23 protein-coding genes are annotated in these 26,610 nt (G+C 49.2%); 3 read left to right on the forward strand and 20 right to left on the reverse strand.

Going from position 1 to position 26,610, the window contains the following annotated elements:
- Window positions 1-9: 9 nt before the first annotated feature.
- From K9N57_15175 to K9N57_15190, 4 genes are all read right to left on the reverse strand, one after another.
- Entirely contained in the window at window positions 10-900 is an 891-nt protein-coding gene (locus K9N57_15175) for an FAD/NAD(P)-binding protein (protein ID MCF7805524.1), read from the reverse strand.
- 9 nt (window positions 901-909) lie between these two features.
- Complete coding sequence (locus K9N57_15180) at window positions 910-1,935, reverse strand: 4Fe-4S dicluster domain-containing protein (protein MCF7805525.1); 1,026 nt, start codon at window positions 1,933-1,935, stop codon at window positions 910-912.
- Between the two features lie 434 nt (window positions 1,936-2,369).
- The gene (locus tag K9N57_15185) at window positions 2,370-4,640 is read right to left on the reverse strand and encodes an NADP-dependent malic enzyme (GenBank protein MCF7805526.1); all 2,271 of its coding nucleotides are present in this window, start codon (window positions 4,638-4,640) and stop codon (window positions 2,370-2,372) included.
- Window positions 4,641-5,540: 900 nt separating this feature from the next.
- Complete coding sequence (locus tag K9N57_15190; GenBank protein MCF7805527.1) at window positions 5,541-6,641, reverse strand: leucine dehydrogenase; 1,101 nt, start codon at window positions 6,639-6,641, stop codon at window positions 5,541-5,543.
- Between the two features lie 434 nt (window positions 6,642-7,075).
- Here K9N57_15190 and K9N57_15195 point away from each other — a divergent pair, with 434 nt between their 5' ends.
- The 3 genes from K9N57_15195 to K9N57_15205 all read left to right on the forward strand — a co-directional run bounded on the left by K9N57_15195 (window position 7,076) and on the right by K9N57_15205 (window position 10,488).
- Window positions 7,076-8,404, forward strand: a complete 1,329-nt coding sequence (locus K9N57_15195) for a PAS domain S-box protein (protein MCF7805528.1) — start codon at window positions 7,076-7,078, stop codon at window positions 8,402-8,404.
- A complete protein-coding gene (locus tag K9N57_15200) occupies window positions 8,401-9,750 on the forward strand; it encodes a sigma-54 dependent transcriptional regulator (protein ID MCF7805529.1) in 1,350 nt (449 codons plus the stop codon). The genes K9N57_15195 and K9N57_15200 overlap by 4 nt, the downstream gene beginning before the upstream one ends.
- A 324-nt stretch (window positions 9,751-10,074) precedes the next feature.
- A complete protein-coding gene (locus K9N57_15205) occupies window positions 10,075-10,488 on the forward strand; it encodes a hypothetical protein (GenBank protein ID MCF7805530.1) in 414 nt (137 codons plus the stop codon).
- 206 nt (window positions 10,489-10,694) lie between these two features.
- Here K9N57_15205 and K9N57_15210 read toward each other — a convergent pair whose 3' ends face one another.
- The 16 genes from K9N57_15210 to K9N57_15285 form a co-directional block, all read right to left on the reverse strand.
- Window positions 10,695-11,897: a hypothetical protein gene (locus tag K9N57_15210; GenBank protein MCF7805531.1), complete on the reverse strand. Its 1,203-nt coding sequence runs from the start codon at window positions 11,895-11,897 to the stop codon at window positions 10,695-10,697.
- A 39-nt stretch (window positions 11,898-11,936) separates the two neighbouring features.
- Window positions 11,937-13,715 carry a HAMP domain-containing protein gene (locus tag K9N57_15215; protein ID MCF7805532.1) on the reverse strand — a complete coding sequence of 593 codons (1,779 nt, stop codon included), beginning with the start codon at window positions 13,713-13,715 and terminating at the stop codon, window positions 11,937-11,939.
- A gap of 3 nt (window positions 13,716-13,718) precedes the next feature.
- The gene (locus K9N57_15220; protein MCF7805533.1) at window positions 13,719-14,402 is read right to left on the reverse strand and encodes a carboxypeptidase regulatory-like domain-containing protein; all 684 of its coding nucleotides are present in this window, start codon (window positions 14,400-14,402) and stop codon (window positions 13,719-13,721) included.
- Window positions 14,399-14,938: a hydrolase gene (locus K9N57_15225; protein MCF7805534.1), complete on the reverse strand. Its 540-nt coding sequence runs from the start codon at window positions 14,936-14,938 to the stop codon at window positions 14,399-14,401. The genes K9N57_15220 and K9N57_15225 overlap by 4 nt, the downstream gene beginning before the upstream one ends.
- A 211-nt stretch (window positions 14,939-15,149) precedes the next feature.
- Window positions 15,150-15,584 carry an Rrf2 family transcriptional regulator gene (locus tag K9N57_15230; GenBank protein ID MCF7805535.1) on the reverse strand — a complete coding sequence of 145 codons (435 nt, stop codon included), beginning with the start codon at window positions 15,582-15,584 and terminating at the stop codon, window positions 15,150-15,152.
- Between the two features lie 332 nt (window positions 15,585-15,916).
- Window positions 15,917-16,636 carry an energy-coupling factor ABC transporter ATP-binding protein gene (locus K9N57_15235; GenBank protein MCF7805536.1) on the reverse strand — a complete coding sequence of 240 codons (720 nt, stop codon included), beginning with the start codon at window positions 16,634-16,636 and terminating at the stop codon, window positions 15,917-15,919.
- The gene (cbiQ, locus tag K9N57_15240) at window positions 16,636-17,265 is read right to left on the reverse strand and encodes a cobalt ECF transporter T component CbiQ (GenBank protein ID MCF7805537.1); all 630 of its coding nucleotides are present in this window, start codon (window positions 17,263-17,265) and stop codon (window positions 16,636-16,638) included. Before cbiQ ends, K9N57_15235 begins: the two co-directional genes overlap by 1 nt.
- Window positions 17,266-17,273: 8 nt before the next feature.
- Entirely contained in the window at window positions 17,274-17,885 is a 612-nt protein-coding gene (locus K9N57_15245; protein MCF7805538.1) for an energy-coupling factor ABC transporter permease, read from the reverse strand.
- Between the two features lie 14 nt (window positions 17,886-17,899).
- Window positions 17,900-18,313: a nickel-responsive transcriptional regulator NikR gene (gene nikR / locus K9N57_15250; GenBank protein MCF7805539.1), complete on the reverse strand. Its 414-nt coding sequence runs from the start codon at window positions 18,311-18,313 to the stop codon at window positions 17,900-17,902.
- A 180-nt stretch (window positions 18,314-18,493) separates the two neighbouring features.
- Window positions 18,494-19,357, reverse strand: coding sequence for a toast rack family protein (locus K9N57_15255; GenBank protein MCF7805540.1), 864 nt, complete (start codon window positions 19,355-19,357; stop codon window positions 18,494-18,496).
- Between the two features lie 204 nt (window positions 19,358-19,561).
- On the reverse strand, window positions 19,562-21,547 hold the full coding sequence (locus tag K9N57_15260) for a T9SS type A sorting domain-containing protein (protein ID MCF7805541.1): 1,986 nt from the start codon (window positions 21,545-21,547) through the stop codon (window positions 19,562-19,564).
- A gap of 61 nt (window positions 21,548-21,608) precedes the next feature.
- Window positions 21,609-22,124, reverse strand: coding sequence for a hypothetical protein (locus K9N57_15265; GenBank protein MCF7805542.1), 516 nt, complete (start codon window positions 22,122-22,124; stop codon window positions 21,609-21,611).
- A gap of 45 nt (window positions 22,125-22,169) precedes the next feature.
- Entirely contained in the window at window positions 22,170-22,511 is a 342-nt protein-coding gene (locus K9N57_15270) for a DUF190 domain-containing protein (protein ID MCF7805543.1), read from the reverse strand.
- 14 nt (window positions 22,512-22,525) lie between these two features.
- Window positions 22,526-22,894, reverse strand: a complete 369-nt coding sequence (gene crcB, locus K9N57_15275; GenBank protein MCF7805544.1) for a fluoride efflux transporter CrcB — start codon at window positions 22,892-22,894, stop codon at window positions 22,526-22,528.
- Window positions 22,895-22,912: 18 nt separating this feature from the next.
- Window positions 22,913-23,764, reverse strand: coding sequence for an NAD(P)-dependent oxidoreductase (locus K9N57_15280; GenBank protein MCF7805545.1), 852 nt, complete (start codon window positions 23,762-23,764; stop codon window positions 22,913-22,915).
- A 222-nt stretch (window positions 23,765-23,986) separates the two neighbouring features.
- Window positions 23,987-26,335, reverse strand: coding sequence for a glutamine--tRNA ligase/YqeY domain fusion protein (locus K9N57_15285; protein ID MCF7805546.1), 2,349 nt, complete (start codon window positions 26,333-26,335; stop codon window positions 23,987-23,989).
- Between the last annotated feature and the right edge of the window lie 275 nt (window positions 26,336-26,610).

Raw genomic sequence — 26,610 nt, forward strand, 5'->3', positions numbered from 1 at the left:
TCTCCTCCCTCAGTCTATCATTTCCGGCAGGTTCATCGCATCCCAATAGGTAAAAACCGGACCGTCGATGCAGGTATACTTATAACCGATCCCACAGTGTCCGCATTTCCCGATTCCGCATTCCATCCGGCGTTCCAGCGACATCAGGATTTTATCTTTCGGGAATTGTCGGTCCAGTAATTCCTGGATCACAAATTTGTAAAAAATGGGCGGGCCACAGGCGACCGCATACGTGTTATAGATGTCAATATTATCGATCTCTTTGAAGAGATCCGTGACCATCCCGATCTTGCCGTGCCACGGCTTGGCATCCGGTAAATCATAGGCCTGTTCTACCGTCAGCAGGCATTCGATATCCTCCCGCGATTCCAATGATTCCAATTCATCCCGAAACAGGATATCCTCCGGATATTTGCTGCCGTACATCAGAATAATCCGCTCATATTTATGGCGCATATCCAGCGCATAATTGAGCAGAGATCGCAGCGGAGCCATTCCCAGTCCGCCGGCAATGAGCAGCAGGTTTGATCCTTCCATCTCTTCCACAGGGAAACCGTTGCCGTACGGCCCACGTAGTCCAATGATGTCGTTGTCCTTCAACCGATACAGCGCATTGGTATTCCGTCCCATCCGGCGGACACAAAATTCCAGCAATCCCTTCCTGGTCGGCGTGGAACTGATGGATATTGGCGATTCACCGGTACCGATTACGGATAATTCCATAAACTGCCCTGGTTTGTATGTGAAGCTGTCGCCGATCTCCGGATCATCGAATCGCACCAGGAACAGATAATTGTCTTCGACCATTGGCACCCGGCGGACAATCCTGCCCAACTGCGGCAAATACGGATTGTCTTCTCTGGCCCGGCTTTCCAGCTCGTATATATTCGATGGAAACATAAATCCTCCTTAGGTCGTCACTCCCCGTAATCGTTGAAATACTTCTACCACGTTAATTCCGGCAGGACATGCATCAATACAGCGTCCACAGCCCACACAGCTGGGCCGGCCGAACTCTTCCACAAAATGCCGCTGCTTGTGCAGATACCGGTTCTTCACCCGATCGGCTCTGGTATCCCGGAATGTTTCACCGCCGGCCACCCGGGTATAATTCTTAAACAGGCATGAATCCCACTCCCGCATCCGATCGCCGGTTTGCCCATCCAGGTTCTGCTTATCATAGATATTGAAACAGTAGCAGGTCGGGCACACCATACTGCATGATCCACATACCAGACACTGGGCCCCGATTTCGTCCCATACCTCGCTTTCGCGTTCCAGGTCCAGGATATAAGGTAAGTCTGAGGTGTCCAGCTCCACCTGAAATTCCTCCCGGCGACTATTCCGTGTCTCCAGGTACTCTCTGCGATCGTCATCGGTGGGTGTGCGCAGCAGGTCCTGCGTATGCTGAATAATCTGATCGCCAAATCCGGAGCCAACGGCCACAAGGTAACTCTTCTCCAGTTCGGACAAGAAGAGATCAAATCCGGTTTCCACAAAGTCCGTCCCCATAGAACGGCAGAAGCACTTGTCGTCCGGCGTGCAACTCAGTCCGATAATGGCAACATCCTTGCGGCGTTTGTAATAATAGGTATCGTTATATTCCCCATCAAAAATCATATCCAAAATTTTTATACCATGGATATCACACGGGTGGACGCCAAACAGAATCTGTCGCTCCGGATACTCGGGATCGACTTCCTCGTATCCCATGTTTGTATCGTAGGACACCAGGGTTTCCTTTGGAGGAGTCATGTATTTTTTTGGCGGGGTGATTGTCCGCAAATATTCCCAGGCCATATCCTGCGGATCTTCCATTTTTCCAAAGATGTAATTATCCTTCCCCTTCGCCATGGGAATATGCACCTCACCAAATTCCTGCAGCGCCAGGACAAATTCATCCTGGTTGACTTTCGGCAGTTTCAGTACTCTCATATATTATTCCTCCCGTGCTCAGAACAGTTGACGACAATTCAGATCGGTATTGTAAAACCCCAACACCTATTTCAAATCATGTGCCACCAGGCTGATCGCCATCCAAATCCAATGATGACAACGTTACGAGAATGTTTCCGGGAGATGCAACCCCCTAAGCTTCCCATATATAAGAACAAATATATTTTTTATTTATATATGTAAGAATTGCTATATTATATTTAATTATAATTAAGTAAATTAGTACTTGATCTTTTATTGCCGTTGAATGCGTTTACAGTTACATGCAGAGTAATTCCAGGAATTGTTGAATTATTAAACAATGGATGAGAAAACAGGAGATTTTGGTAAAATTTACCGGGAGAATCACCCCGCTTTAAGCCGGTCCCGGCTTAAAGCGGGTTATCTTTAGCGAATCACTTTTTTCTGAAAATTTACCTGCGCAGTTTCTGGATCGGCTCCTGAGCGTCCACCACGGCGATGGCGGTCATGTTGACCACATCGTTGACCTCACTACTTCCAACCTGGAGCAGGTGGACCGGCTTTTTCATCCCCATGAGGATTGGGCCAATGGCATCAGCACCTCCCAGACGCTGCAACAGTTTATAGGCGATGTTACCGGATTGCAGATCCGGGAAAATCAGCACGTTAGCCGATTCCTTGAGCGAGGAAAACGGATAGTTTTCTTTGATGATGTCCGGTTCCACCGCCAGATCAGCATTCATTTCACCATCTATGCTCAGTTCCGGGCGTTGCTGCTTGACGATCTCGGTGGCCCGCCGGACCTTTGCGGTCATCTCATGACGAACACTTCCGAAATTGGAGAACGAGAGCATGGCAACCCGCGGTTCTACATCCCACTTTCGGGCCTCCTCTGCGGTCAGCAGTGCAATTTCCGCCAGCGTCTCCGGCGAGCTCTCGATATTCACTGTGGTATCGGCAAGAAATTTAATCTCGTTTTTGAAAACCAGAACGTATAATCCGGCGACGTGCTTTGCATCTTCGCGAGTCCGTATGATCTCCAGCGCTGGTCGGATGGTATCGGGATATTGGCGGGTCACGCCAGAAACCAGACCGTCGGCGTCCCCCATATGTACCATCATGGCACCGAAATAATTCCGGCGCTTCATATCCCGCTCCGCCTGATACAAGTTCACACCTTTCCGCTGACGCAGTCGATAATACTCTTTCACATATTCCTTGATTTCCGAAAAGTGCAGCTGATCAATCAGTTCTACTCCGCTCAGGTCCACATTGTACTCTTCGGCCCTTTGCTTAATCACCTTTGGCTCACCCAGCAGAATTGGGGTAGCGATCTGCTCTTCCCGGATAATCTGTGTTGCCCGAAGGATCTTTTCGTTATCCCCTTCCGGAAAAACAATCCGCTTCGGATTTTTTCGGGCTTTGTTCAGCATAATACGCATGACTTCCCTGGTGCGGCCAAGCCGGGCTTCCAGCTGCTCTTTGTAAACGTCGATATCGATCTCTCTTCTGGCGACGCCGGTTTCCATGGCAGCTTTGGCTACCGCACTAGCTTCCCAAATCAGCACCCGCGGATCAAACGGCTTCGGGATAAGGTATTCTTTGCCAAACTGGAAGTATTCCACCCCATATGCCTTGGCAACGGAATCCGGGACATCCTGTTTGGCCAAATTTGCCAACGCTTGGGTTGCGGCAATTTTCATTTCCTCGTTAATGGCCGTCGCCCGGACATCCAACGCCCCCCGGAAGATAAACGGAAATCCCAACACATTATTTACCTGGTTAGGGTAATCCGAACGGCCGGTACCCATGATAACGTCACTTCTGGCGTCGACGGCGTCCGGATATGTGATTTCCGGATCGGGATTGGCCATGGCAAAAATGATGGGATCACGCGCCATGGACTTGACCATATCTTTGGTCACAACACCACCGACCGACAACCCAAGGAAGACATCCGCCTCTTCCATCGCATCTTCCAGAGAGCGGGCATCAGTTTCTCTGGCGAACATGGCTTTGTACTCGTTCATCCCTTCCTGCCGGCCTTCATAAATCACCCCCTTGCTGTCGCACATGGTGATGTTTTTCAGCTCCGCGCCCAGCCGGATATAGTGTTTGGCGCACGCAATGGCGGACGCTCCGGCGCCATTTATTGTAATCCTGAGATCGGCAATATCTTTCCCGTTCACCTCCAGCGCATTGATGAGCGCCGCTCCGGATATGATGGCGGTGCCATGTTGGTCGTCGTGAAAAACCGGAATGTTCATAGACTTTTTCAGCCGGGCTTCGATCTCAAAGCACTCCGGCGCCTTGATATCCTCCAGGTTAATGCCGCCAAAGGTCGGCTCCAGGATTTCCACCGTCCGGCAGAGTTCGTCCACATCTTCGGTCTCCAGTTCCAGGTCAAACACATCGATGTCAGCGAAACGCTTGAACAAAACCCCTTTCCCTTCCATAACGGGCTTTCCTGCCGCGGCACCGATATTACCCAACCCAAGTACCGCCGTACCATTGGACACAACCGCTACGAGATTCCCCCTGGCCGTGTAGTCAAACACCGACTCCGGGTCATCGTGGATCACCCGGCACGGCTCAGCGACGCCCGGCGTATACGCCAACGAGAGATCCCGCTGGGTCGTACACGGCTTTGTGGCGTTAACCTCAATTTTTCCCTTTCGTCCCCGGCTATGATATTCCAGTGCTTCTTCTTTGGTGATGACCATGGTTTACCTCATTTGGTTAACGACAGTTGGTTAGTGTTCAGGTGTTCATATAACGGCGTGTTATAGTGTTAGCGCGTTAGCGTTGGTGGTCGCGGGTTCAATTGCGTATTTGTTTGTTGTTGGTTGTTGGTAGTTAGTTGTCAAACGAATATCCCCTTCGTTCTTAACCTTCCGGAAAATGTTCGAATCGATCCCACAACAAACAACCAACCACGAACAACTAACAATTTTCCTTCTTCCCTTTTCATTCTGCATTCTTCACTCTTCACTTTTCCTTCTGTATTTAGGGGTGACACTTCGACATTCGATATTGGATATTGGATATTCTGCGGCTCTGTGGTTTCATATTTCAGTCATCCCTGGCGGGATTTGGAGAATTATTATTGTCCCCTGAACCCACCAATAAATTGGTGGGCTAGTGGCAAGTCGTCCCTCCGGGACTTGAATGTGCCTCCCCGACCTGTGGATTCTTCCGGCTTCCTTTCTCCCGTCTCCGGTCTTCGACGTTCACTTCTTCATTCTGCATTTTTCACTCTGCATTCATCACTCGTCAATCGTATCAGGGTGACGGGCATTTCGACATTGGCTATTGGGTATTCATCGATTGGACATTCGTACCTAGTCTTCCGCCCTTTCAGGGTTTAGGTTTATTCAAAATTCTATTCCCCAGGGCTGTGACCTGGGCTGGCGTCTAACGCCCCTTTAGGGCTTTTCTGGTCTCCTCGCTCCGTCTTCTCTCCCGCTTAAACCCGCTTCGCGGACTTTAAGCGAGAGACTGCCTTATACCTTATACCCTATCCTTATACCCTTTATACCCTAATCTCCTATACCCGCTTACATCAAGATGTTGTCAAAGTTAGGACATCCGCACCCAAATGCAACGGCAGGTTTTCCGCAATGTTATCCCATTTTCTTACAGGGATGATGCGACGTGCGGGTATAGATATCCTTCAGGTGACGCACCTTGTCGATCCGCTGTTCTGCCAGATGGTTTGACGCCTGATATGTCGGAATATCCTGCTCGTCCGCAACCTTGAAAATCTCCAAGAGAATATCGTAGATCCCCTTGGCCTGGTTCAATGCGCGTTCCCTATGATACCCCTCGATCTCATTAGCGACGTTAATAAGTCCCCCGGCATTTATCACATAGTCCGGCGCGTACAGAATATTCTTTTCCCGGAGAGTTTTTCCGTGGATTTCCTCGTTTTCCAGCTGGTTATTTGCCGCACCGGCGATGATCTCGAATTTGAATTTCTCAAGAGTTTCATCGTTCACGATGGCGCCTAATGCACACGGAGCGAAGATTTCCGCATCGGCTTCGTAAATTGCGTCCAGACCCACCGCTTTTGCATCAAATTCTTCGACCACCCGGTTGACCCGATCTGCATCGATATCGGTAACAATCAGGTTGGCACCTGCATCGTAGAGATCCCTGCAGAGATAGTATCCCACGTGTCCAGCGCCCTGAACGGCTACGGTTTTCCCTGCCAGATCCTCGTTGTCCCACCGGCGCTTGGCGGCCGCTTTAATACCGTAAAAAACACCCATAGCGGTCACTGGCGACGGATCGCCGCTACCGCCAAGCGCTTCAGCGATCCCGGTCACATAATCCGTTTCCACGCGGACCCATTCCATATCCCGAACCGAAGTGCCCACATCCTCGGCGGTAATATATCTGCCGCCCAGGCCCTCTACAAATCGACCGAAACTCCGGAAGAGCCCCTCGTTTTTCATAGTCTTGGGATCTCCGATGATGACGGCCTTCCCGCCGCCAAGATTTAGTCCGGCAGCAGCGGCTTTGTACGTCATCCCTCTTGACAGGCGCAGCACGTCTTTCAGCGCTTCTTCTTCGGAGTCGTACGGCCACATCCGGGTGCCGCCGAGCGCCGGCCCCAGCGTGGTGTCGTGAATAGCAATAATTGCCCTGAGCCCCACATCTGGGTCAGAACAAAACATAACTTCTTCGTGTCCACGGCGGTTCAATAGGTCAAAAATACCCATGCATTCCTCCTTCATCTGGGAAAATGTTTTTATTGGTGAGTTGTGGTTTTTTGATGGAAAAAAGACTATGAGGCGTATACTGATGACCGGATTGGGGGGATAGGTTAATCATTCAGTTTGTATCAGCTGTTGCTGTATAATTACTGGACAAATGACATGCCAGATTCACACACTGTATGCTGAAAATTTCCCGGATGAGGGGAACAGTGCCCTCCATCCCTGGGATGAAATGTACAGGAATTCTTCCGTCCTCGCATTGAACAAGATTTTCCCGGAACATTTTATAAACGAATTTGTATTTTATGGCGGGATTTCTTAACGAATGAACGAAAACGCAATCAATGCTAATTGGTAAATTCTGATGGAATATCGGCGAAGAAACAGTACCGATGCAGATTGCTTTCGGTGGTGAGACTGATTACATTTTCTCCAATATGAGAATTCAACGTTTTTACCAGAGATTAACCGCCTTTTTCCGCCACGTACGGTTCGGGTATCTTGTGTTCACTTCCCTGCTCATTGTTGCCGTAATTTTTGGTGCCTTCGAGCTGGTGGAGCGGACACTCTTCCAGGACTTTTCGGAGTCGACCATGCGATGGCTCTACATCAGTCGGGGCGTACTCTCTTCACTGCTACTGATGGCATGGGCGGCATGGACGGTCTTTCATTATCGGGAGTTTTACGAAGAGCGTCTGGAGCAAACCGAAGCCAAGTACCGGGACATCATTGAAAATTCTGCCGATGCCATTATTACGCTGGATAACAATAACCACATTACCACGTGGAATAAGGGCGCGGAACAAATTTTTGGCTGGGAGGCTGATGAAATTATTGGCGAAAGTGTCGGAACAATTATTCCGAATGACCTCATCGAAGTGGGTGAATTACTTTGTCTGGCGTACGGAATTAAGCGAAGCGGATATGTAAAAAATTACGAAACAGAACGACTGAGCAAATCCGGGCAACGAGTGTTGGTGCAATTAACCGAAAACGTGATTACCAATGAGAACGGCGATATCGTCGGCCGGTCGCAAATTCTTCGGGATATCTCAGAGGTCCGAATTAACGAGAACCAAATGCGGCAGTCGGAACGATTGGCGACCGTTGGACATTTGGCGGCTGGCGTAGCGCACGAAGTGGGGAATCCGCTGACGTCCATATCCTCGCTGGTTCAGGTCATGGAGCGGAAGACAGACGATGAATTTATCCATGGGAATCTGAAAAAAATCCGGGAACACATCAGCCGGATTACGAAAATTGTGCGGGAACTCGTTGACTTTTCGAGACCGTCCAGCGTGCAGATGACCGAAACCCAATTGAACGATACCGTACAGTCAGCTGTCGGACTCCTGAAATATGACGGCCGCTGCCAGCACATCGATTTTGAGCTGGAACTTGACGAAGACTTGCCGAAGATCTCCTGCGTCCCGGACCAGGTGCACCAGGTATTAATTAATTTACTGTTGAATGCGATTGATGCGATGCAGGGACAGGGTGAAAAAATTCAGGTGAGTACCCACCGGGAAAACGGATCAATACAGATTTCTGTTAGAGATGAGGGAATTGGCATGACTCCGGAAGTCAAAGAAAAAGTTTTTGAGCCGTTCTATACAACCAAAGATGTGGGTAAGGGGACCGGCCTGGGGCTCTCTGTAAGTCACGGCATTGTCTCGAAGATGGGCGGACACATTAAAGTGGAATCGGAAAAAAACCGGGGGTCAACATTTACGATTGAACTCCCAATAAACGGGAAAAAAGCATGAAGGGTTCTATATTAATAGCGGACGATGAACAGGAGATCCGGGAGTCGCTTTCGGTTGTCCTTGAGGACGAGGGTTACAATTGTACCACGGCAGAGGACGGCGCGGCGGCGCTGGAACGCGTTGAAGAGGCGAACTTCGATATCCTGATAGCCGATATCAAGATGCCAAATCTCGACGGGATGGAACTGGTGGAAAAGACCAACCAGATCTCGCCGCAAACCATGAGCATTATCATTACCGCATATGCCACGGTGGAAACCGCAGTTCGAGCACTCCGATCCGGTGCCTCGGATTACATTTTAAAACCGCTGGACTTCGACGAAGTAATTATGCGGGTCAAGCACCTGATGGATCACCGGGAGATGGAAATGGAGAACCAATATCTCCGGGATCAGGTAGACAAAAAATTTAACTTTAACAATATCATCGGGGACAGCCCGGCAATGCGGGACGTCTACCAGATGGTGAAACGGGTGAGCCAGTCCACGACCAACGTGCTGATCACCGGGAAGACCGGTACCGGGAAAGAATTGGTAGCCAGAGCCATCCATGCCAACAGCGACCGGGCGAATAAACCGTTTATCCCGATTAACTGCGGCGCGATCCCGGATAATTTGTTCGAATCTGAACTTTTCGGCTACAAAAAAGGGGCCTTCACCGGAGCGAATACGGATAAGGATGGCGTATTCAAAACTGCGAATAGCGGTACGCTTTTCCTGGATGAGGTGGCGGAAATCCCGCTACACGTGCAAGTGAAGCTGCTCCGGGCTATTGAGACCAAAGAAGTCAAGCCACTCGGTACGAACACTACCATCAATATTGACGTCCGCCTGGTTGCGGCGACCAACAAAACGCTTATAGATGAAGTGGAAGCCGGTAACTTCCGGGAAGACCTGTATTATCGTCTGAATATCATAGAACTCAAACTCCCTTCCCTCAGCGAACGGAAAGAGGATATTCCACTGCTGGTGAAACACTTCGTCGAGAAATACAACCGGGAACTGAAACGGGACATCAAGGGCGTGGATAACGAAACCATGAAGACCCTGATGCACTATCGCTGGAAGGGACAAGTCCGGGAACTAGAAAATGTTATCGAACGGGCGGTGCTTCTTTGTGACGATGACTACATTTCTCAGAGCGACCTGCCACCGTCCACCAACCAGGATATCAACGATTACTATCCCGACGATCTCAAAGAAGCCACCAAGAACTTCGAGCGCCAGCATATTTCGGCACTGCTCCGCCGCTGCGACGGCGACAAGAAAAAAGCGTCGGATCTCCTGAACATCGGGTTGTCATCGCTGTATCGGAAAATTGAAGAGTTGGATGTGGCAGTACCTTAACTACAGTGTTATAGTGTTCGTGTGTTCAGGTGTTAGAGGCCCCCAAACCCATCCCCACAACGGGAGGGGATTTTTTCATTAATCATAATGTAATTTGTTGTTTGTAATACTATTTCATTCAAACACTTTGCTGCAGGGCGAATCTGTTATTTGACCACCTGAACACTTGAACACCCTCGCACTACAGTCACCTTTCCCTGTTTTCAGGTAAATCTTTGCAGATCTTCTTAGTTTTCAGAACAGTATTCTAACAAATCCGGTATTTTTGGCTTTCAGAGCACTGGCACGTCTCTTGCTTTTATATTAACAACCCTTTGTGGAAAAATGATGAATTATATTTGCCTATATACTACCGATACTGATCTGGCGGAAGCGTTCCAGCTTTATTACGAAGGCAAGTACAGAATTAAGCGGATCGCCGAGAAGTCGGATCTGCTGAAATATCTCGGATCGCCTGAATGCAAATGTCAGGTACTAATATTCGATTCCAGCAACCCGACGGCTCAGGATTTCCATTTTCTAGATAAAATCAAGCAAGCATTTCCCGAGTTGAAGGTGATTATCTCGTATGTGTACTTCGAGGAAAAGAACTTTTCCGAATCACTGCTGGCCACCCACGTTGATGCCATCCTATACAAACCGTTTGACTTTGGAGAAGTGGATCGTAGGGTGCAAAAGTTGATTCAACCGACCGAACACTCTCCGGCTTCGGATGACTCGGTTTATCATCATTCCTGAGATTATTGCATATAGAATACTAAGAATTGCGTGTCAGAGATAACGTATGGAAAAATTATCCTCGGTATGGTTCGTTGTTTTTTGAAACAACCTATAAGAAATCATTAAACTACAAGTAACAATCAACCCGCTAAAGCGGGGACTACCAACAAGTTCAGTGCGCTCACATTATTGCCTGTTCACCAACTGCTTACTGGCAACTTAACCTAAAACACCATATGTAGCTGCAGAGCCAGAATCTGGACATTATCGCGCACGGATTCGGTGTAGTTCGTCAACTGATAGACGCACTTAATCATTCCTTCCCGACGAAACCGCCAGCCGATACCGGGTTCAATCCGGACAAACGGGACATCAAAAGCAATATCTTCGCCCAGTGTTGCCGAACCGGCACGGGTATCTTCGATCTCGGAAAATCCCATATAATCTATCCGACTGGCAACGTACCAGCTCGGGGTAAAATCCCAGCGCAGTTCGGCGTAGCCCGAATGAGCATTCAATGTCTCTTCCATCAGCCCGGGAACATCCCATCCCGAATAGACCCATTCGCTGTAGAACTGTATCTGTCGGAACAGATATTCGAAATAGACGCCGCCCACCCGCTGATAATACGAATCCAAATCGTACTGCTCCCGGATTTCGTCTTCGGTAATGGTCACATTTTCTGTTGCCGGCTCCATTTCGCCGATGTAGGAGGCCAGCGCGCCGGAGATGCCAAACCGCATCCCCATCACCGGATTCAGTCCTAATCGGGCAATATACTGGTAGCCGTCATTCTCTGAGGCGTAGGTGGGGTTGGACATAGCATTATTTGTCAGGGCGACGGCATACTCAAATTTATGCAGCCTTCCGTTCATTTCGATGCCAGTATCCCAGCAGGCATCGTAACCAATCGGCGTTCCGAACTGGCTGTATGCACTCCGGTTGTCGAGAATCCGGGCGTTGGCGTCGTAGAGTGTCGCCTGGTTGTCAATGATTTTCGGTTTCTTGATCATCGATGTCTTATAATGCCAGAGCGCCGGGACTCCAATCACCGGGTTCAGGTTAAAATAGGTGCTCCGCAATCCGTAGTTGCCAAACGGTGACGGAATCAGTCCGATTTTCAGATTGACCAGATCCGGAACCACATTGTTGAATACGGCATACGCGCCGTTCATCCGAACTGGCGCACTGATATCAAACAGAAACTCTGTGAAGATAGCAATATCATCTGTCAGCCAGTTCCGGGCAAATAAACGGCCCCGGACGGCGTTAAACGGGTCATCACCCCGGAAATTCGTATTGACGTATGTATGTTTATCCAGGAATTTTTGGGTATACATGAAATCCCCGGAAATCTGTAATTGGGCCGGCAATGGGCATGTACTGAATCCAATAAAGAGTAACACCGCAAATTTCAGTATTCGCATTTTCACACCTCACTCCCCCGTTGATTTGGTGGATTCTTTTTAGTCCGATTCTCCAACCTGCGTTTCCTGGAATTGACCCGGGTTTTTTGGCAAATAAATGGTAAAGCAGGTGCCTTCTCCCCGTTCGGTGGTAAAGGTGATTGTACCGTCATGATGTTCGATAATCTGTTTCACTATCGCCAGTCCCAAGCCGGTACCGCTCTGTTTTTCCGCGGTCACAAACGGATCGAATAGACTCTCCTGGATGGCCGCCGGAATTCCAGGTCCGGAATCCTCTATCCTGATCCGTGCTCCGTCTGTCGTGGGTTCGGTCAAAATCCGGATGGTACCACCGTCTTCCATAGCATCTTTGGCATTTCGCAAGAGGTTGTCCAGAACCCGTTGCATCCGATCCTGGTCCAGTGATATTTCCATATCCGCCTGTTGATCGGTAACTACGTGAATACTGGAGAGTTCTGCCGTGTGCCGGAACGCCTCCACCGCATCACGCACAAACTGCTTCAGGCTGACCTCTTCGAAGTGCATAGCCGTCTCCCCACGGGAGAACTCCAATAACTCGTTCACCATGCCCATCATCCGATCTATCTCTTTTTGAATAATATCTGCATAGGATTGCCGTTTTTCTTCCGGCAAATTTTCATTGGCCAACAGATCGGTATATCCGTAGATACTGGTGATCGGCTGCTTAAAATCATGGATAATACTGCTGGCCATCTGCCCCACTGTGGACAACCGCTCGGATCGGATCAGTTCTTCCTGGGCTTCCTTCAGCGAGATACGCATCTTCTGGAACGCGTCGGCCAGGTAACCGATTTCGTCGTTGCTGTCTATATCGATTGGTGTATCGTATTTCCCTTGACCGACAGATTCGGTGGCTCCGACCAGTCGCTGGAGCGGCGCCGCCAAACGGCTTACCAGAAAAATTCCTGCACCGACTGCAATGAGTATTGAAATAATACCAATGATCAGTAACTCGGTTCGCAGACTCAGCAGCGGGGCAATGGCCTCATCCCAGGATTGATAGTACACCACGGTCCCGATGATATTGCCAAGGATATCCTGCATGGCCGCACTTTGAACGATATACTGCATGTCACCGGCGGTGATTCTCCGGGGAGTGGCAACGGTGTCTGTTTCCGCCTCGGCCTGGAGCGAATTCCACGGGAATTCCATGGAATGGACGGATAAGCTGCCACTGGTGGCGCCAATGTGATCTCTCACGTAGACCAAACTGGAAACGCCGGTCAGTTCTTCAACGTTATTCAATAACTCATCGTCCACCCGATTGCCGATAAGGACAATGCCGATCACCTTGTCCGAGGCGAGGATCGGAGATGCCGCCACCTCATAAACCTGTCCCTGATATGCCCAGAGATCCGCCGAATCGTAGCCGTTGCCGGCATCGATTACAACCGGCTCGTTTGACAGCGATTTTGTGGACTCAATACTTTGCGGCACAATGAGAGCCCCCTCTTTGTCCAGGATAAAGAAAAGATCCAGCTGATAAAGATCGTTCAGGGCACCGCGGGCCTGCTGGATGGTATTGATATCGCGGGTATCAATGGTTCCTTTCAGGCGAAAATCCATGGAAATATTCGAACTTTGGTCCCGGAGACTCGTCAGCCGAACATCCTGCAGGGACTGATACACTGAGTGAGCCTTCTGCAAATTATCCCGGATATTTGATTCAATCTGCGTGGAAAATTGTTGGTTCACCAGCAGAATAGTAAACAGAATTAACAGCACAGTAATCCCAAGGATGATGACTAACATCTTCCCGGCAACACTGTGCCGCAGCCTGAGGGGATTCCATTCCATGGATTACTTCCTGAACTCGGCGTTGAGCGTAATCGTCCCATCTTCTGGAACGGTCACATCCCTGGTAATATTATCCAGGTCTTCATGCCAAAAATGTACGGTGTACTCGCCGGCAGGCAGATCCGAGATTGTAAAGTTGCCATCTGCGTCCGCCGTGGTAAAATAGGAATGGTCAAATATCAATATAACGGCGCTCATGGCGGCGTGAATATCGCAAAACACATCAACGCGGCCAGGATTTTCAAAGGTTACGGTCTGGATCTCGCCGGCCGGATAGCGCCCCAGGTTGAATTTTTTTGTCTTGGACAGCGAAAAGATATTGTGGAAAACGTCATCCGAATTCAGAAATCCAACCGTTGAACCCGCCACGATCGGCAGCACGTGCGGAGTAAAAGTCAAATCACGCTGATCCATCAGTACAGTGTCGGATTGCGGTGTATATTCCTTCTGGGGCGGATTTTCTACGTAAACCACTACGTTGGAAGTTTCGCTCCCCTCATTGGTCGATACCGGGGATTTCGCATACCGCTGCCGGGCATACGGACTGATCATCTGGACCTTCTTTGATACCGGGCCATAAATAGTAATTGAGCCCGTGATCTCCCCGGCCTCTGTTCCCCCGGGAGCCCCGATAACCATAAGGAACATCCCAAGGATGCCTGCAGCCAGTAAAATTTTATACTTCATTTAATAACCTGTGAAATTTGCTTGAATTTTTCCCCCTTAGCAACCCGCTGTAATTCGAAGAGCACCATTTCGACTGTGGTCAAGCCGGCGCCTAACTGCTCCATCTTCCTGAGGCCGATCTCTTTATCGTATGGAGTTCGGGATGTAATGCCATCTGCCACAACTTCCACCGTATACTCCCGCTCACAGAGTTGAGCAACTGTCTGATAGACGCAAACATGCGCCTCTATACCACATGCGACAATATCTGTGCGTCCGCTCTCCTCCAGCATTTCTGTAAATCCCTGATCGTCACAACAGCTGAACACCCGCTTTTCCAGAGGAGTGATATCCGGAATTAAATTCGCGAGACCATTTACGGTATGGCCCAATCCTCTGGGGTATTGTTCCGTGAGTATGATCGGCACTTCCAATATCTGCATCCCCCGGACAAGCCGCTGTAATTTATCCAACAATTGATCCTTGTCGTGCATTACACGAAATAACTTGTCCTGCACATCAATCAGCACAAGGGCTGTATTTTCACGATCTAGCATAATCAAATTCCTAAGTAGTCTCGGTTTACGATTGCATTTATATCGGACACTATGGCCGGTTCTCCATGGGAGAATAATGTAATGATGAGAATCCTCAAATTGTCCGAATAAAGGTACAAATATAGCAGAGAAAATCCAGACCAGCAAAGGAACTGGCATGGAGGTCAAATACGGTAAATTTTAGACTAAGGAGAGCTAAGAAAAGCTATTGCTATGGACTTTTCGTCGGTTCTGACAGATATTTCCGCTGCACATCTTCGAGGGAATAACTGCTCAGGTGGCCGGTAATCATATCGGTTGTCTCCACCCATAATCCATGAATTGCGCACCGGCTGATCAGTCCACACTCTGAGGGGTCAAGAACACAATCGTTGAGGCTGAGTTTTCCGTCGACGGCTTCAATAACGTCAAGCACGGTAATCTCTTTCGGGGACTTTGCCAGGGTGATTCCGCCGGAATACCCGCGTTCAGATCGGACAATACTCGCACGAATCAGCGGCTTTAACAACTTTCGCAGAAATGACTCCGGGATCGCCTCCCCGACTGCAATCTCGGCCACAGTTGCGGTTTTATCATGTTTGTAAAAATCAACCAGCGCTGCTGTTGCCCGCAGACTGTATTCAGATGCTTTGGTAATTTCAATCATATGCCATTCCAGGTTCCGGTGATTTGGGTTTATACGTTGTTATTATAAGAGCAACTTATATGCCAAGGCTGTAAGATCCCGTAATTGTGTGAAATGAGATGAAATTGGTTATATATTTTGGAAAACGATTCTCATTTGTAGTAAAAAACAGCAGTGGGAAAGAGTTCATGTGTTATCGTGTTTAGGTCGTACGGTCAAGACCGACATTCAAGAGGTGTGGCATTTCATCAAGTACATGAGGTTAATAAATTTAAAAACTGAAGCTCCCATGACGTGTGCGGTAAAAGTGCGAAGTTTTGAAACCCGAACACTTGAGCACTTATACACTGCTGTTACCGCAACGAGTAAGGCACCTCCAAAAAATTCTGCCGCATTAAATCGGTATCGGAAAAGAGCAAGCCAGGTTGCCCGTCGGCGACGATTCGGCCACGGTTCATAATTAAGACCCGGTCACACAGTTCCAGAATCAGTTCCAAATCGTGCCCCGCGATGATTTGAGTTATTTCCATGCCTGCGAAGAGTTCAATAAGATTCCTCCGGGCGTGGGGATCCAAATTTGTGGAAGGTTCGTCAAGAATGAGTACATCCGGTTTCATTGACAATACCGTTGCCACCGCAACTCGCTTTTTCTCTCCACTACTCAGATGATGCGACGATTTTTCTCCGAAATCCGGCAATTCTACTGCCTCCAGAGCCGCTTCCACTGCGGAATCAATGGCCTCTGCAGAATATCCCAGGTTATCCGGACCGAACGCGACATCCTCGTACACCGTGGGCATAAACAGCTGGTCGTCCGGATTTTGGAAAACGAATCCCAGGGATTGGCGTAACCTGCCGGCATTCTTTTTCGTCAGGATTTCGCCGTGTACTAATACGTGCCCCTCCCCCTCAAGCAAGCCACATGATGAAAGCAACATCGTGGTTTTCCCGGCACCGTTTGGCCCGACTATTCCCAACGATTCCCCCTCCTCAACGCTGAAGGATATACCGGAGAGGGCTTCCGTTCCATCCGGATAGGCGTAGTGGTAATCTCTGAATTCAAGTACCGGCATCAGAGGTCCTCACCGTCGCCGTCGTATCCGCGCAGCCGCATCGCCTGATAAATGCGTTCTGACCGTTCATAACTCCTGACAATGAGCATTCCCAACAGATTGGAGAACGCCAGATACACCAAAGATTTCCTTCGTTTGGGTGCCCGGGCACGGACAGCCAGTTTCATCCGCTGAAGTTCATCAATTAGTACAAAGAAATACCTATAGATAAACGCCAGGACCTGCACTATCACAGCAGGCACTTTCATTTTTTCCAGTACCCGGAGTAACCGGGGAAATTTAGTCGTGGAGACGAATAATATTAATGCAAGCACGCTGCAAATCGCCCGGGCAAATGTGTTCCTGGCAACCGCCCAACTCTGCTCCTGCACTAATGGAATTATGACAATAATGAACAGCAGGAATGGCAGGATTACAACTGCCCGCCGCAGGATAAACCTCGCCGGAATTTTCGCCAAATAAAATAGAGCGAAAAGCGCCGATAGATTCACAATGAAGACAGACCATGTTACCGGAACCACCCCGAAATATATTAATAATCCGAGGAATAGAACGAGTTTCCTTCTGATCCCAAGGTTGTGGACGGGACTTGACCGATTAGAATATTTATCGAAGTAGGCGTGTTGCATCTCTGGTATTAAATTTTGTCTAGTGTGAGTAAATCCGGTCTGATCTTTTGGATCACCCTCAAGATCGAAACGGTGACAAAGGCCTCAATTATACCGACGATTCCCTGGGCCGAGATCATTCCTGTGAGTGCGGCATCCAGTGGCAATCGGTCAGAGGCAGCCAGCTCGATCGCGCCGGCTGCGCCGCCGAGCACAATCACGATAAATGCGGCCATTCCCGCCATCCAGAAAGTGCGGCGAATTCTGTATAACCCGTAACCGAGCATCGCGCCAATCACACCGAGGTTTAGCAGGTTGGCGCCGAAGGTTAAAATCCCACCATGCTGGAAAAGCAGCGACTGAAGTAATAGTACGGTGGCGATAAGTACTACCGCGGTATACGGACCGAGAATCACCGCGAGCAGCACGGCGCCGGTGATATGCGCTGACGTACCGCCAATCACCGGAAATGCCAGTAATTGTGCCGCAAAAGCGAATGATGCCAGGACTCCCATCAATGGAATCCGATGCGGCGAAAATTTAGCATTGACCTTTTTCACCGCAGCGAAGAGGGCCGTCAGCGAAATTGCATTCGTTGTAATCAGCGTTTTGGCATCCAGGAAGCCGTCGGGAATGTGCATCGAAGCGCTGTGACCTAACTCAGTAGATTGCCGGTGGTGGAACGGGTCAGCTCACACTGTTTTACCCCCGGAGATGATTTCAACTTGGTGAACAACTCCGTAATTTGTGCAGCGGTGCCTCGGACAATGACAACCTCCAGACAGTTCACGTGATCCACATGGATGTGCTGAGTGGAAATTATAGCGTCATTATGGTCGTGTTGAATATTCGTTAACTCCCTGGAGGATTCCCGCTCGTGATGATTATACACCATGGTAATACTGCCGATCACCTCCTGATCCCGATCCCACTCTTCATCGACGATCTGCTCCCGAATAAGATCTCTGATAGCTTCCGACCGGTTTGAATAATTTTGCCGCTGGATATTTGCGTCAAACTCGTCCAGCAGTTCTTTTTCCAGGGATACAGTGAATCGTATCTTTGGCATAGCAACCTTCATATGTTTTATTGAATTCGTAATACGATCTTACCCCGAAATCAGGGTGAATGCAAATGGTAATACATCGTGGAAGGCTTTGCTGAAATAATTTGGGATAAAAAATACCGCTTAACGCCTTGTTGAAAAAGCGTTAAGCGGTCAGTTACTATTGAAACTGTTATTTCCTATTTACGGCAAACGCTCGATATTTGCGCTGCCAAGTCCAACTTCGATATTAATTTTCATCTTTTTCTCGGCTTCGTTCCAGTTCGGGCTGTAGTAATAGCCACTGTGCTTACGAAACGAGCTATCAAAAGAGATACTCGACATAAAATTGTCCCCCGTTTCGACCCGGACACCGATATTTTCCGGGACGATTATCGTCGCAGAGCCCAGCCCAACAGAAATATTTACCTCAGACTTGTCCAGGCCGACTCCATGGAAATCCAGAGTAGCGGAACCCAGACCACACTCAAAGTCTAGTTTCTCAAACCTGGCGTTGGAGAGGCTTTTTGCGCGGAACTTTCCCAGGCCGGTTTCAAAGTCCATATATTCCATCACCGCCATATTTGGTTTTGAAAAATCGATCTCCGTCTCGCTCAACCCGTTTTCCACCGAGAGGCTGGTTATTCGCGCGCCACCGAGTTCCATTATCCCTTTGCCAAGTCCGACGGACAAGTCCATCGAAGTCGGAACAGTCGGGTTGTAATTGATGTCCCACTCGCTTTCTGTATCCCGGTCTTCCCAGTCAAATTCCATTTCATTATCTTTATTGGAACTGATTTCCAGGTATCCAATGTCGTCTCTGATTTCGTAATTTACCTGCGGCTCAAATAATTCCGGATTATAAATAATATCCGCAGCGAATGCTTCATCGGCCAGACTCGGTTTCAGTGTAAATCTGCCCAAAGCATACTCAACATCGATGTTTATGGATTTTTCACTTGTCAGGAGTTCGGAACGCTGTATCCGTTCACTATGCCCCTGAGCGTTTACCACCCCATGAATTCCCAGTGATAAAATCAGGCAACCCATCAGTAATTTTTTTAACATATTTTCAATCCTCCGGTCCGGTAAATTCATCGTCACTTTATTTATTAGTTTCATTGCAAGCGACATGCCACCGCACTATCAACTCTTATATATCGCATTAAATCTATCACTTGCCTGGAATTATACGAGAGAGGACGTCTCCAATTATATGATTGTGATATACCCCATATATCAACCTGATATATGGGCGGGGAACCTGAAGGTCTATTTTAGGAATATCATTTTTTGCGAGGTGACATTTTCTCCGGCCCTGATCCGAAAAAAGTAAATACCCGAGCTGACGATGGCTCCCTGATCATCGGTTCCATCCCAGTGATATGTATGGCGATCGGGATCCAGGACTCTGGAGACAATGGAGGCTACTTTTCTCCCGGTGATGTCGATAATATCTCCGTTAACATATGCGCGGGTAGGCAGGGTAAATGTCAGGGTTGTTTCGTTATTGAAGGGATTTGGATAAGCGGGAGCAATCGCAAATTGCTCCAGGAATTCACATCCGTCTCTGGTCAAATTCGCCGGCACATGTTTCGCCGTCTTCAGCACCCAGTCGTCCGGATCAAGTTTGACTTCATTCGGCTGCCAATCGAAGATAAAATTATATTGCTGTTTTCGCTGAAAATTCTCCACCACAAGTGTCGTATCATGCCCGGTACTGTCGGAGAAACGCACATCCAGTGGCATTTCGAATACCTCAGGAAACGGCTCCATCTGAGTCTGGTTGATACTGAGGATCACTTCGGTCTGGCCGCCTGCCGGGTTCGTCCACATACAATAATCGTAATTCGGGGCGCCCGGCTCATAAATCCATTGCTGGAAAAAGGCAGAAAGATCTCTGCCGGACACCTGTTCCGCCACCCGACGAAAATCTTCAGTAATCGCTGTCTTCATATAATATTGTTCACGGTATTCGTCCAGGACATCAAAAAATGTCGAATCCCCCACAACATGGCGAAGCATATGCAGAATGTATCCGGCCTTGTCATAAGTCAGGCTTCCGTTAAAAATACGCGAAACGCTGGTCGTATCATGGACATAGACGGTTCCCTGGCCACGATACGCCATGGAACGCATATACTCATGGTACTGCTCAGTACCTTCTGTTTCCTCAAAATAGAGCGCTTCCGAATAAGAGGCGAACCCCTCGTTCAACCAAATGTGATTCCACGTGCGCGTCGTCACCATGTTGCCCCACCACTGATGGGCCAATTCGTGCGCAATGATAGACCGGCTGTACGACCCCATACTCGAGATAGTTTGATGCTCCATCGCTCCGCCCCAGTTAAAACTGGCCATCCCGTATTTTTCCTTCAGAAACGGATATTCGCCAAACATGCGGGCAAACGATTCCAGCATCTGTTTCGTTTCTGCCACATTCCCGGTAATGTAGTCGGAAGTGGTCTCCTGGGAATAGAGATAGTAGTCGAGTGGCATGGAGTCGCCGTCTGTAGTAACATAGGTATCGGTCAGATGATCATAATTTGAGATCGCAACTGATATCAAATAGGTCGTAATCGGATACCGCACTTCCCAGTGCCAGGTGTGAGTAGAGTCAGTGGGGTATGTTATCTCTGCAAGGCTCCCGTTGGAGATCGGAGTTACATCCCTGCCCGTGGTAATATGAATGTTCACCGAGTCGGCTTTGTCCACCGGCACATCCTTGCACGGCCACCATGTCCGTGCAAAATAGGGTTCACTAAGGCTTGAGTAAATAGGTCCCCCGGAATGCTCCTCAAACGTGAGTCCCTGGAATCCGGCAGCCTCAGGTTCCCCGTGGTAGGCGATACGAATCCGGAAGTCTTCCCCGCTCTCCAGCGGATCATCAAATTCAACCAATACCTGCCCCCCGGATCGTGAAAAGCCGGAATTCCGTCCCACAACGCTGTCTATATTCATATTCGTGGCTAAATCCACCAGAATAGATTCCTGGAACAGTCCGCTAATTGCCCCGATCTCAACGATGCCTGAAATGGATTCCGATTCGGGATGGAACATTAAATCCAGATCATACAAGTGCACGTCATAATTCCCATAGATAACCGGAGATATCGTCTTCTCTAACTGTCTCGAACGCGTCAGAGCCTGCTGTTTCGCCTTCGCCAGTGCCTGGTGCGGATTCTTTTCCTGGGCAAATCCGGAAGTGGCACTGAGAAACAGCAATAGAAAAACCCAAAATGTTCTATGGAATTTCATACCGGGTAATATAAACCCTAACTCTTTAGGAATGTAAACGGAAAACTGAAGTGACCAAAAATCAGTTGGAATCTATTACGTTCCAGGCGATTTCGCCGGTTGGAGAAACCTTGTATTCAAGCAGTAATTCGCCAGCGGTATGCCCGTCATCATAATAGGCCAGCACCCATTTTGAGGAGAGGACATAAATCTGATCCGGATAAAAATGCATTGTCCCGCCTAGCACCCCTTCTTCAGGGATGAGTTCTGCGCTGTTCATTAAATCGGTTTTAAGGGCTTCAACAGGATTGACCAACCCCTTTTCCCGAAGTTGGCGCAAGTCATATTCCGTTAAAAATCCCGTGAAACCCAGCGAATCCGGAGGCGGGGTACGCAGCGCCCGGAGACTGTCGATCCGGGTTTGCATCATCTGATAATCTTCCCGCAGCGTTTCAAGGGTATCCGTCAAAAGATTGACGCGGATGACTAAAAAAACCGCGCTGGCGAACAGGATAATTAACAGACTATTTCGCCAGAGATGCGACGACCCGGTTGTATCAGACTCAATCCGATTTCCGCTGCCTTTTTCGGCGTCCATAATCTATAATTCCCGGTAACAGATGATTATCGCTAAAAACTTAATTTATTCCTCATTGGTTCCACTTCGGTAAAACCGGATTTCAACCTGCTCCAGTGTTGCAAGCCCTTCCTGAATGGCTTCGTCAATAGTAGGATAAAATAATTCAATATTCTCCCGGGTGTCTACGATTTCGATCACAATAGGAAGATCTTCCGAAAGCCGGAGTATTTTCGCCGTATGAATACGGCTGTGTGCCCCGAATCCCTCAAGACCTTTCAACACCGTTGCGCCGGCAAGTCCGTGTTCTCTCGCCTGCTTTACAATCCACTCATACAGCGGCATACCGTCTTTTTTGTCGCTTTCACCGATGTAGATACGCAGTAAATGTCCCTTGTCCGGCAACATTATATCCTCCAGTGTTAACGGGTAAGGTTTAGTCCAATCCAGACAGCCGGCAGTCCGAGCACCAGGTGAAATGCCAGATTCCACATCATTCCCAGTAGCTGCCCGTCTCGCAGCAATTCGATGGACTCATATCCAAAAGACGAAAAAGTCGTGAACCCTCCCAGGAAGCCAACCATGGTCAAAAGCCGCATTTCCGGGGTCAAAATCTCCCGGGTCTCAGCCATTCCGGCCAAAAACCCAATTAAAAAGCAGCCCAGTACATTCACGGCCAACGTGCCATACGGAAACCACGGATTATCCAGCCAGCGATGTACCCAGCCGCCAACTGCATACCGGCTCACCGCGCCAAAAAACCCACCGATACCCACGAGTAAAAAATTCATTTCGAACTATCCTTCATACTATTTAGTGATACCCTCGACCAACGAAGAATAATCGGTTTCCACAAATCCCTTGTCTATCGCATTACGAATGACCTGGCGTATACCTTTTATGGCCGCGTCTTCCAAGTCGGCATCGTTGGCCGCCTGGATCATCAGATCCACGTCCTTCAGCAGATGCTGCGTCGGAAAATTGGGATCAGAATAATCACTCTGAAGTATCCGTGGGAGCTTCTTGTCATATTGAGGCGAATAGAGTGCACTGTCCCGGAGGATATCCATAAAAACATCCAGGTCGACGCCGTTCTTTTGGATCAAACGCAAACTTAAGCCGAACGTCGCTGTCAGGGACGCTATAAACTGATTTAGTGCCAGTTTGAGGGCTGCGGCTGTCCCGACCTCACCGATGTAATGAAGGCTTCCGAATGTCTTCAACAGGATATTCCAGCGATTGAACTGTTCCTCGGTACCGCCCACCATGACGAAGAGTTCACCTTTGGCGGCATCGCTTTTATTTCCGAGCACCGGCGCCTCCAGATAATCGCCGCCTACTTTCTCAATGCGTTTGGCAAAATCGCGACTTTCGTCCGGAGCGATTGTTCCCATCTGGATCACCGTTTTCCCGGTCAGGGGAATCATATCATTGGAAAAAAGGACTTCTTCGATAGCCTCCGCATCAGTCACCATCAGGATGATACACTCGCCGGCTTCGACTGCCTCTCCCGGAGAATTCGTAGTGCGTGCACCGGCTTCGGCCAGGGGTGCGGCTTTTTCGATCGTCCGGTTGTACACCGTCACATCGTAACTGGCTTCAAGTAGCGCTTTCGTCATGGGAAACCCCATGAGTCCGGTTCCGATGAGTGTAACCTCCATTAGTTGCCTCCCAGGTGCTATTTCATATTTTCATAAGCAAAAAAGTATTCGAAACAGGAGTGAAGTGCAAAGCACATAGTCCGGTACTATGCAGAAAAGAGAATTATTCCGTACAGTCATTTTCATGTGATAATCTCCCGGGTATTAAGGCAATACCTATAGTTCTTTTTAAAAACTGCCATAGAACCGGCTGGAGAAAATTGCGATGAAAGGAACAGTAAATTACGCTTCAAGTTCCCGGGTCAGGAGTTCTCTAGCCATCTCCGGGTTTGCCCGGCCTTCAGTCTTTTGCATCACCTGGCCCATAAAGAAACCAATAAGCGCTTTTTTTCCTTCCTGGTATGACTGTACCTTTTCCGGATTCTCAGCGATTATTTCTTCCACCACAAGCTTCAATGAATCGGAGTCGCCGATCTGGCGAAGCCCTTCACGCCGGACAATCATCTCCGGATCCTCTCCGCTGGTCATCATCTTTTCCAGGAGTTCATCACCAATCCGGGCAGAGATTACCCCCTCATCGATCAATGCTATGAACCGACTGAACTCTTCTGGCCCAAACGGTAAATCACGGACGGTTTGATCCTGCATAATCCCGATCAAATTGTTAACGATCCAGTTCGCGGCCAATTTCGGCGGCGCACTGTCACTCCCGGAAACAGCCCGAAAAAACTCCGTCAGCGCCTCATCTCTGGCAATAACCGCAGCATCTACCTTGTCAAGTTCATACTTCGCAATCAGGGCATTCGCCTCGGTTCGCTGATCCGGGTTTAGGTCACCAAACGCATCTCCGGCTCCGGCTTCGGAACGCTCCCGCTGCCGCTGTTTTTCCGCTTCCTTTTCGCGACGCTTCCGCTCGATTTCCGCCTGCCGTTCCGCCTCTTCCTGTTCAGCCCAGGTATCACGCAGCGGGACAATTTCGTTCAACACCAGGCTTCCCGGTTCCGAATCCTCCTGATCCTGGCGGAAATATCCAATCCGTTCAAACTGGTAGCGCGTGTCCCTTGCGTCGTCGAGGATACTTGGCTCAACAAATCCCTGCTTCACGACCAGCGACTCAGGATTCAGATGTTCGGTAAAGTCTTCGTCCCCGGCATCCGGGGCTGCCACGTTGAACAGGCGGTTATATCGCCTCAACTCTGCGGGAATTGCATGTTCAGCCGAGACCCAGTGCAGCGTACCTTCCGGTGAGCGACCGTCCGGCGCATCTCCGCCACGAGTTTCCGGATCATAGGTACAGCGGAGTTCAGTAATCACTCCGTCATCGTTCTTTATCACCTCCTCGCAGGTGATGAAATATCCGTACCGAAGACGGACCTCCCGTCCGGGCGCTAATCGGTGAAACCCTTTGGGTGGATCTTCTCTGAAGTCATCTCGTTCGATAAAGAGTTCCCTGGTAAACGGAACCTCCCGCTGGCCAGATTTATCGATATCTCTGGGCCAGTACGAGGCAGGGATCCAGTCGGTTTTTCCTTCCGGATAATTGGTAATAACCACTTTCAGCGACTCTGTGACACCGTTTATCCGAGGCGTCCGGAGATTTAGATCGTCACGGAGCACGTGCTCAAAATGGCTCATTTCGACGATACTTTCGGTCCGGGTAACGCCGACTTCCTTGCAAAACGTCCGGATCGCTTCCGGCGGAATACCTCTCCGACGCATACCGGCCAGGGTCGGCAACCGGGGATCGTCCCAGCCGTCCACTTTTCCCTCCTTTACCAGCCGGAGCAGTTTCCGTTTGCTCATAATGGTATAGGAAAGATTCAGCCGGGCAAATTCGTATTGGTGCGGCCGGGTTGGTAATTCATCGGGCTCCAGACAGTTTTCCAGAACCCAGTCATACAACACCCGGTTGGTGTCGAATTCCAGCGTGCAGAGGGAGTGGGTGACGTTTTCAATGGCATCTTCCAGGGGATGTGCGAAGTCATACATGGGATAAATACACCAATTGTCGCCCTGGCGGTAGTGATGTGCATGTTTAATCCGGTACAGCAACGGGTCTCGCATTATCATATGGGGCGAGGCCATATCGATTTTGGCACGCAGCACGTGCTCTCCGTTCCCGTACTTGCCTTCGCGCATCTCTTTAAACAGGGTCAGATTCTCGTCCACCGACCGATCCCGGTACGGGCTCGGCTTGCCCGGTTCGTTGACAGATCCCCGGTTTTCGCGGATTTTTTCCTCGTTCTGGCTGTCGACGTACGCTTTGCCGTCCCGTATCAGCTTTACTGCATATGCATAAAGTTGCTCGAAATAATCGGAGGCAAAATATAGGTGATCACCCCAATCGTATCCCAGCCATTGGACGGTCTCCTTTATGGATCGGATGTACTCCTCATTTTCGGTTTCCGGATTGGTATCGTCAAACCGGAGATGGCAGCGTCCGTTGTAATCTTTGGCCAGGCCGAAATTCAGTACGATAGACTTGGCGTGCCCGATATGGAGGTATCCGTTCGGCTCGGGCGGGAACCGGGTAATCACTGTGTCGTATTTTCCTTCGGTGAGATCCCGGTCAATAATTTCGCGAATGAAGTTACTTGCCGATTCTGCCCCGTTGTTCGCTTGATTACTCATTTTCCCTCGTTCTCTGCTGATAGATTGAAACTGAACTTACTGTACCGCCACATTGCGATTCAGCCTCCCCTTCAGGGAAAAATATCGCCAAACCGGATCAGTCAATCAAGCGGCGAGATAACTAACAATTGGATTAATTATCCACAGATGTCACCTTCGGAAAGATGGCATCTGTGCAAAAGTAAACTAAGACTCAGAGATGTAGTCCCCGAATTGATTGTTTGGGTTCCTTGCAAGGTACCGTCCAACGACGGGGGCTGGGTGGAATTCTGCAT

It is taken from the genome of Candidatus Neomarinimicrobiota bacterium (assembly GCA_021734025.1).
Classification (GTDB): Bacteria; Fidelibacterota; JAANXI01; order JAANXI01; family JAANXI01; genus JAANXI01.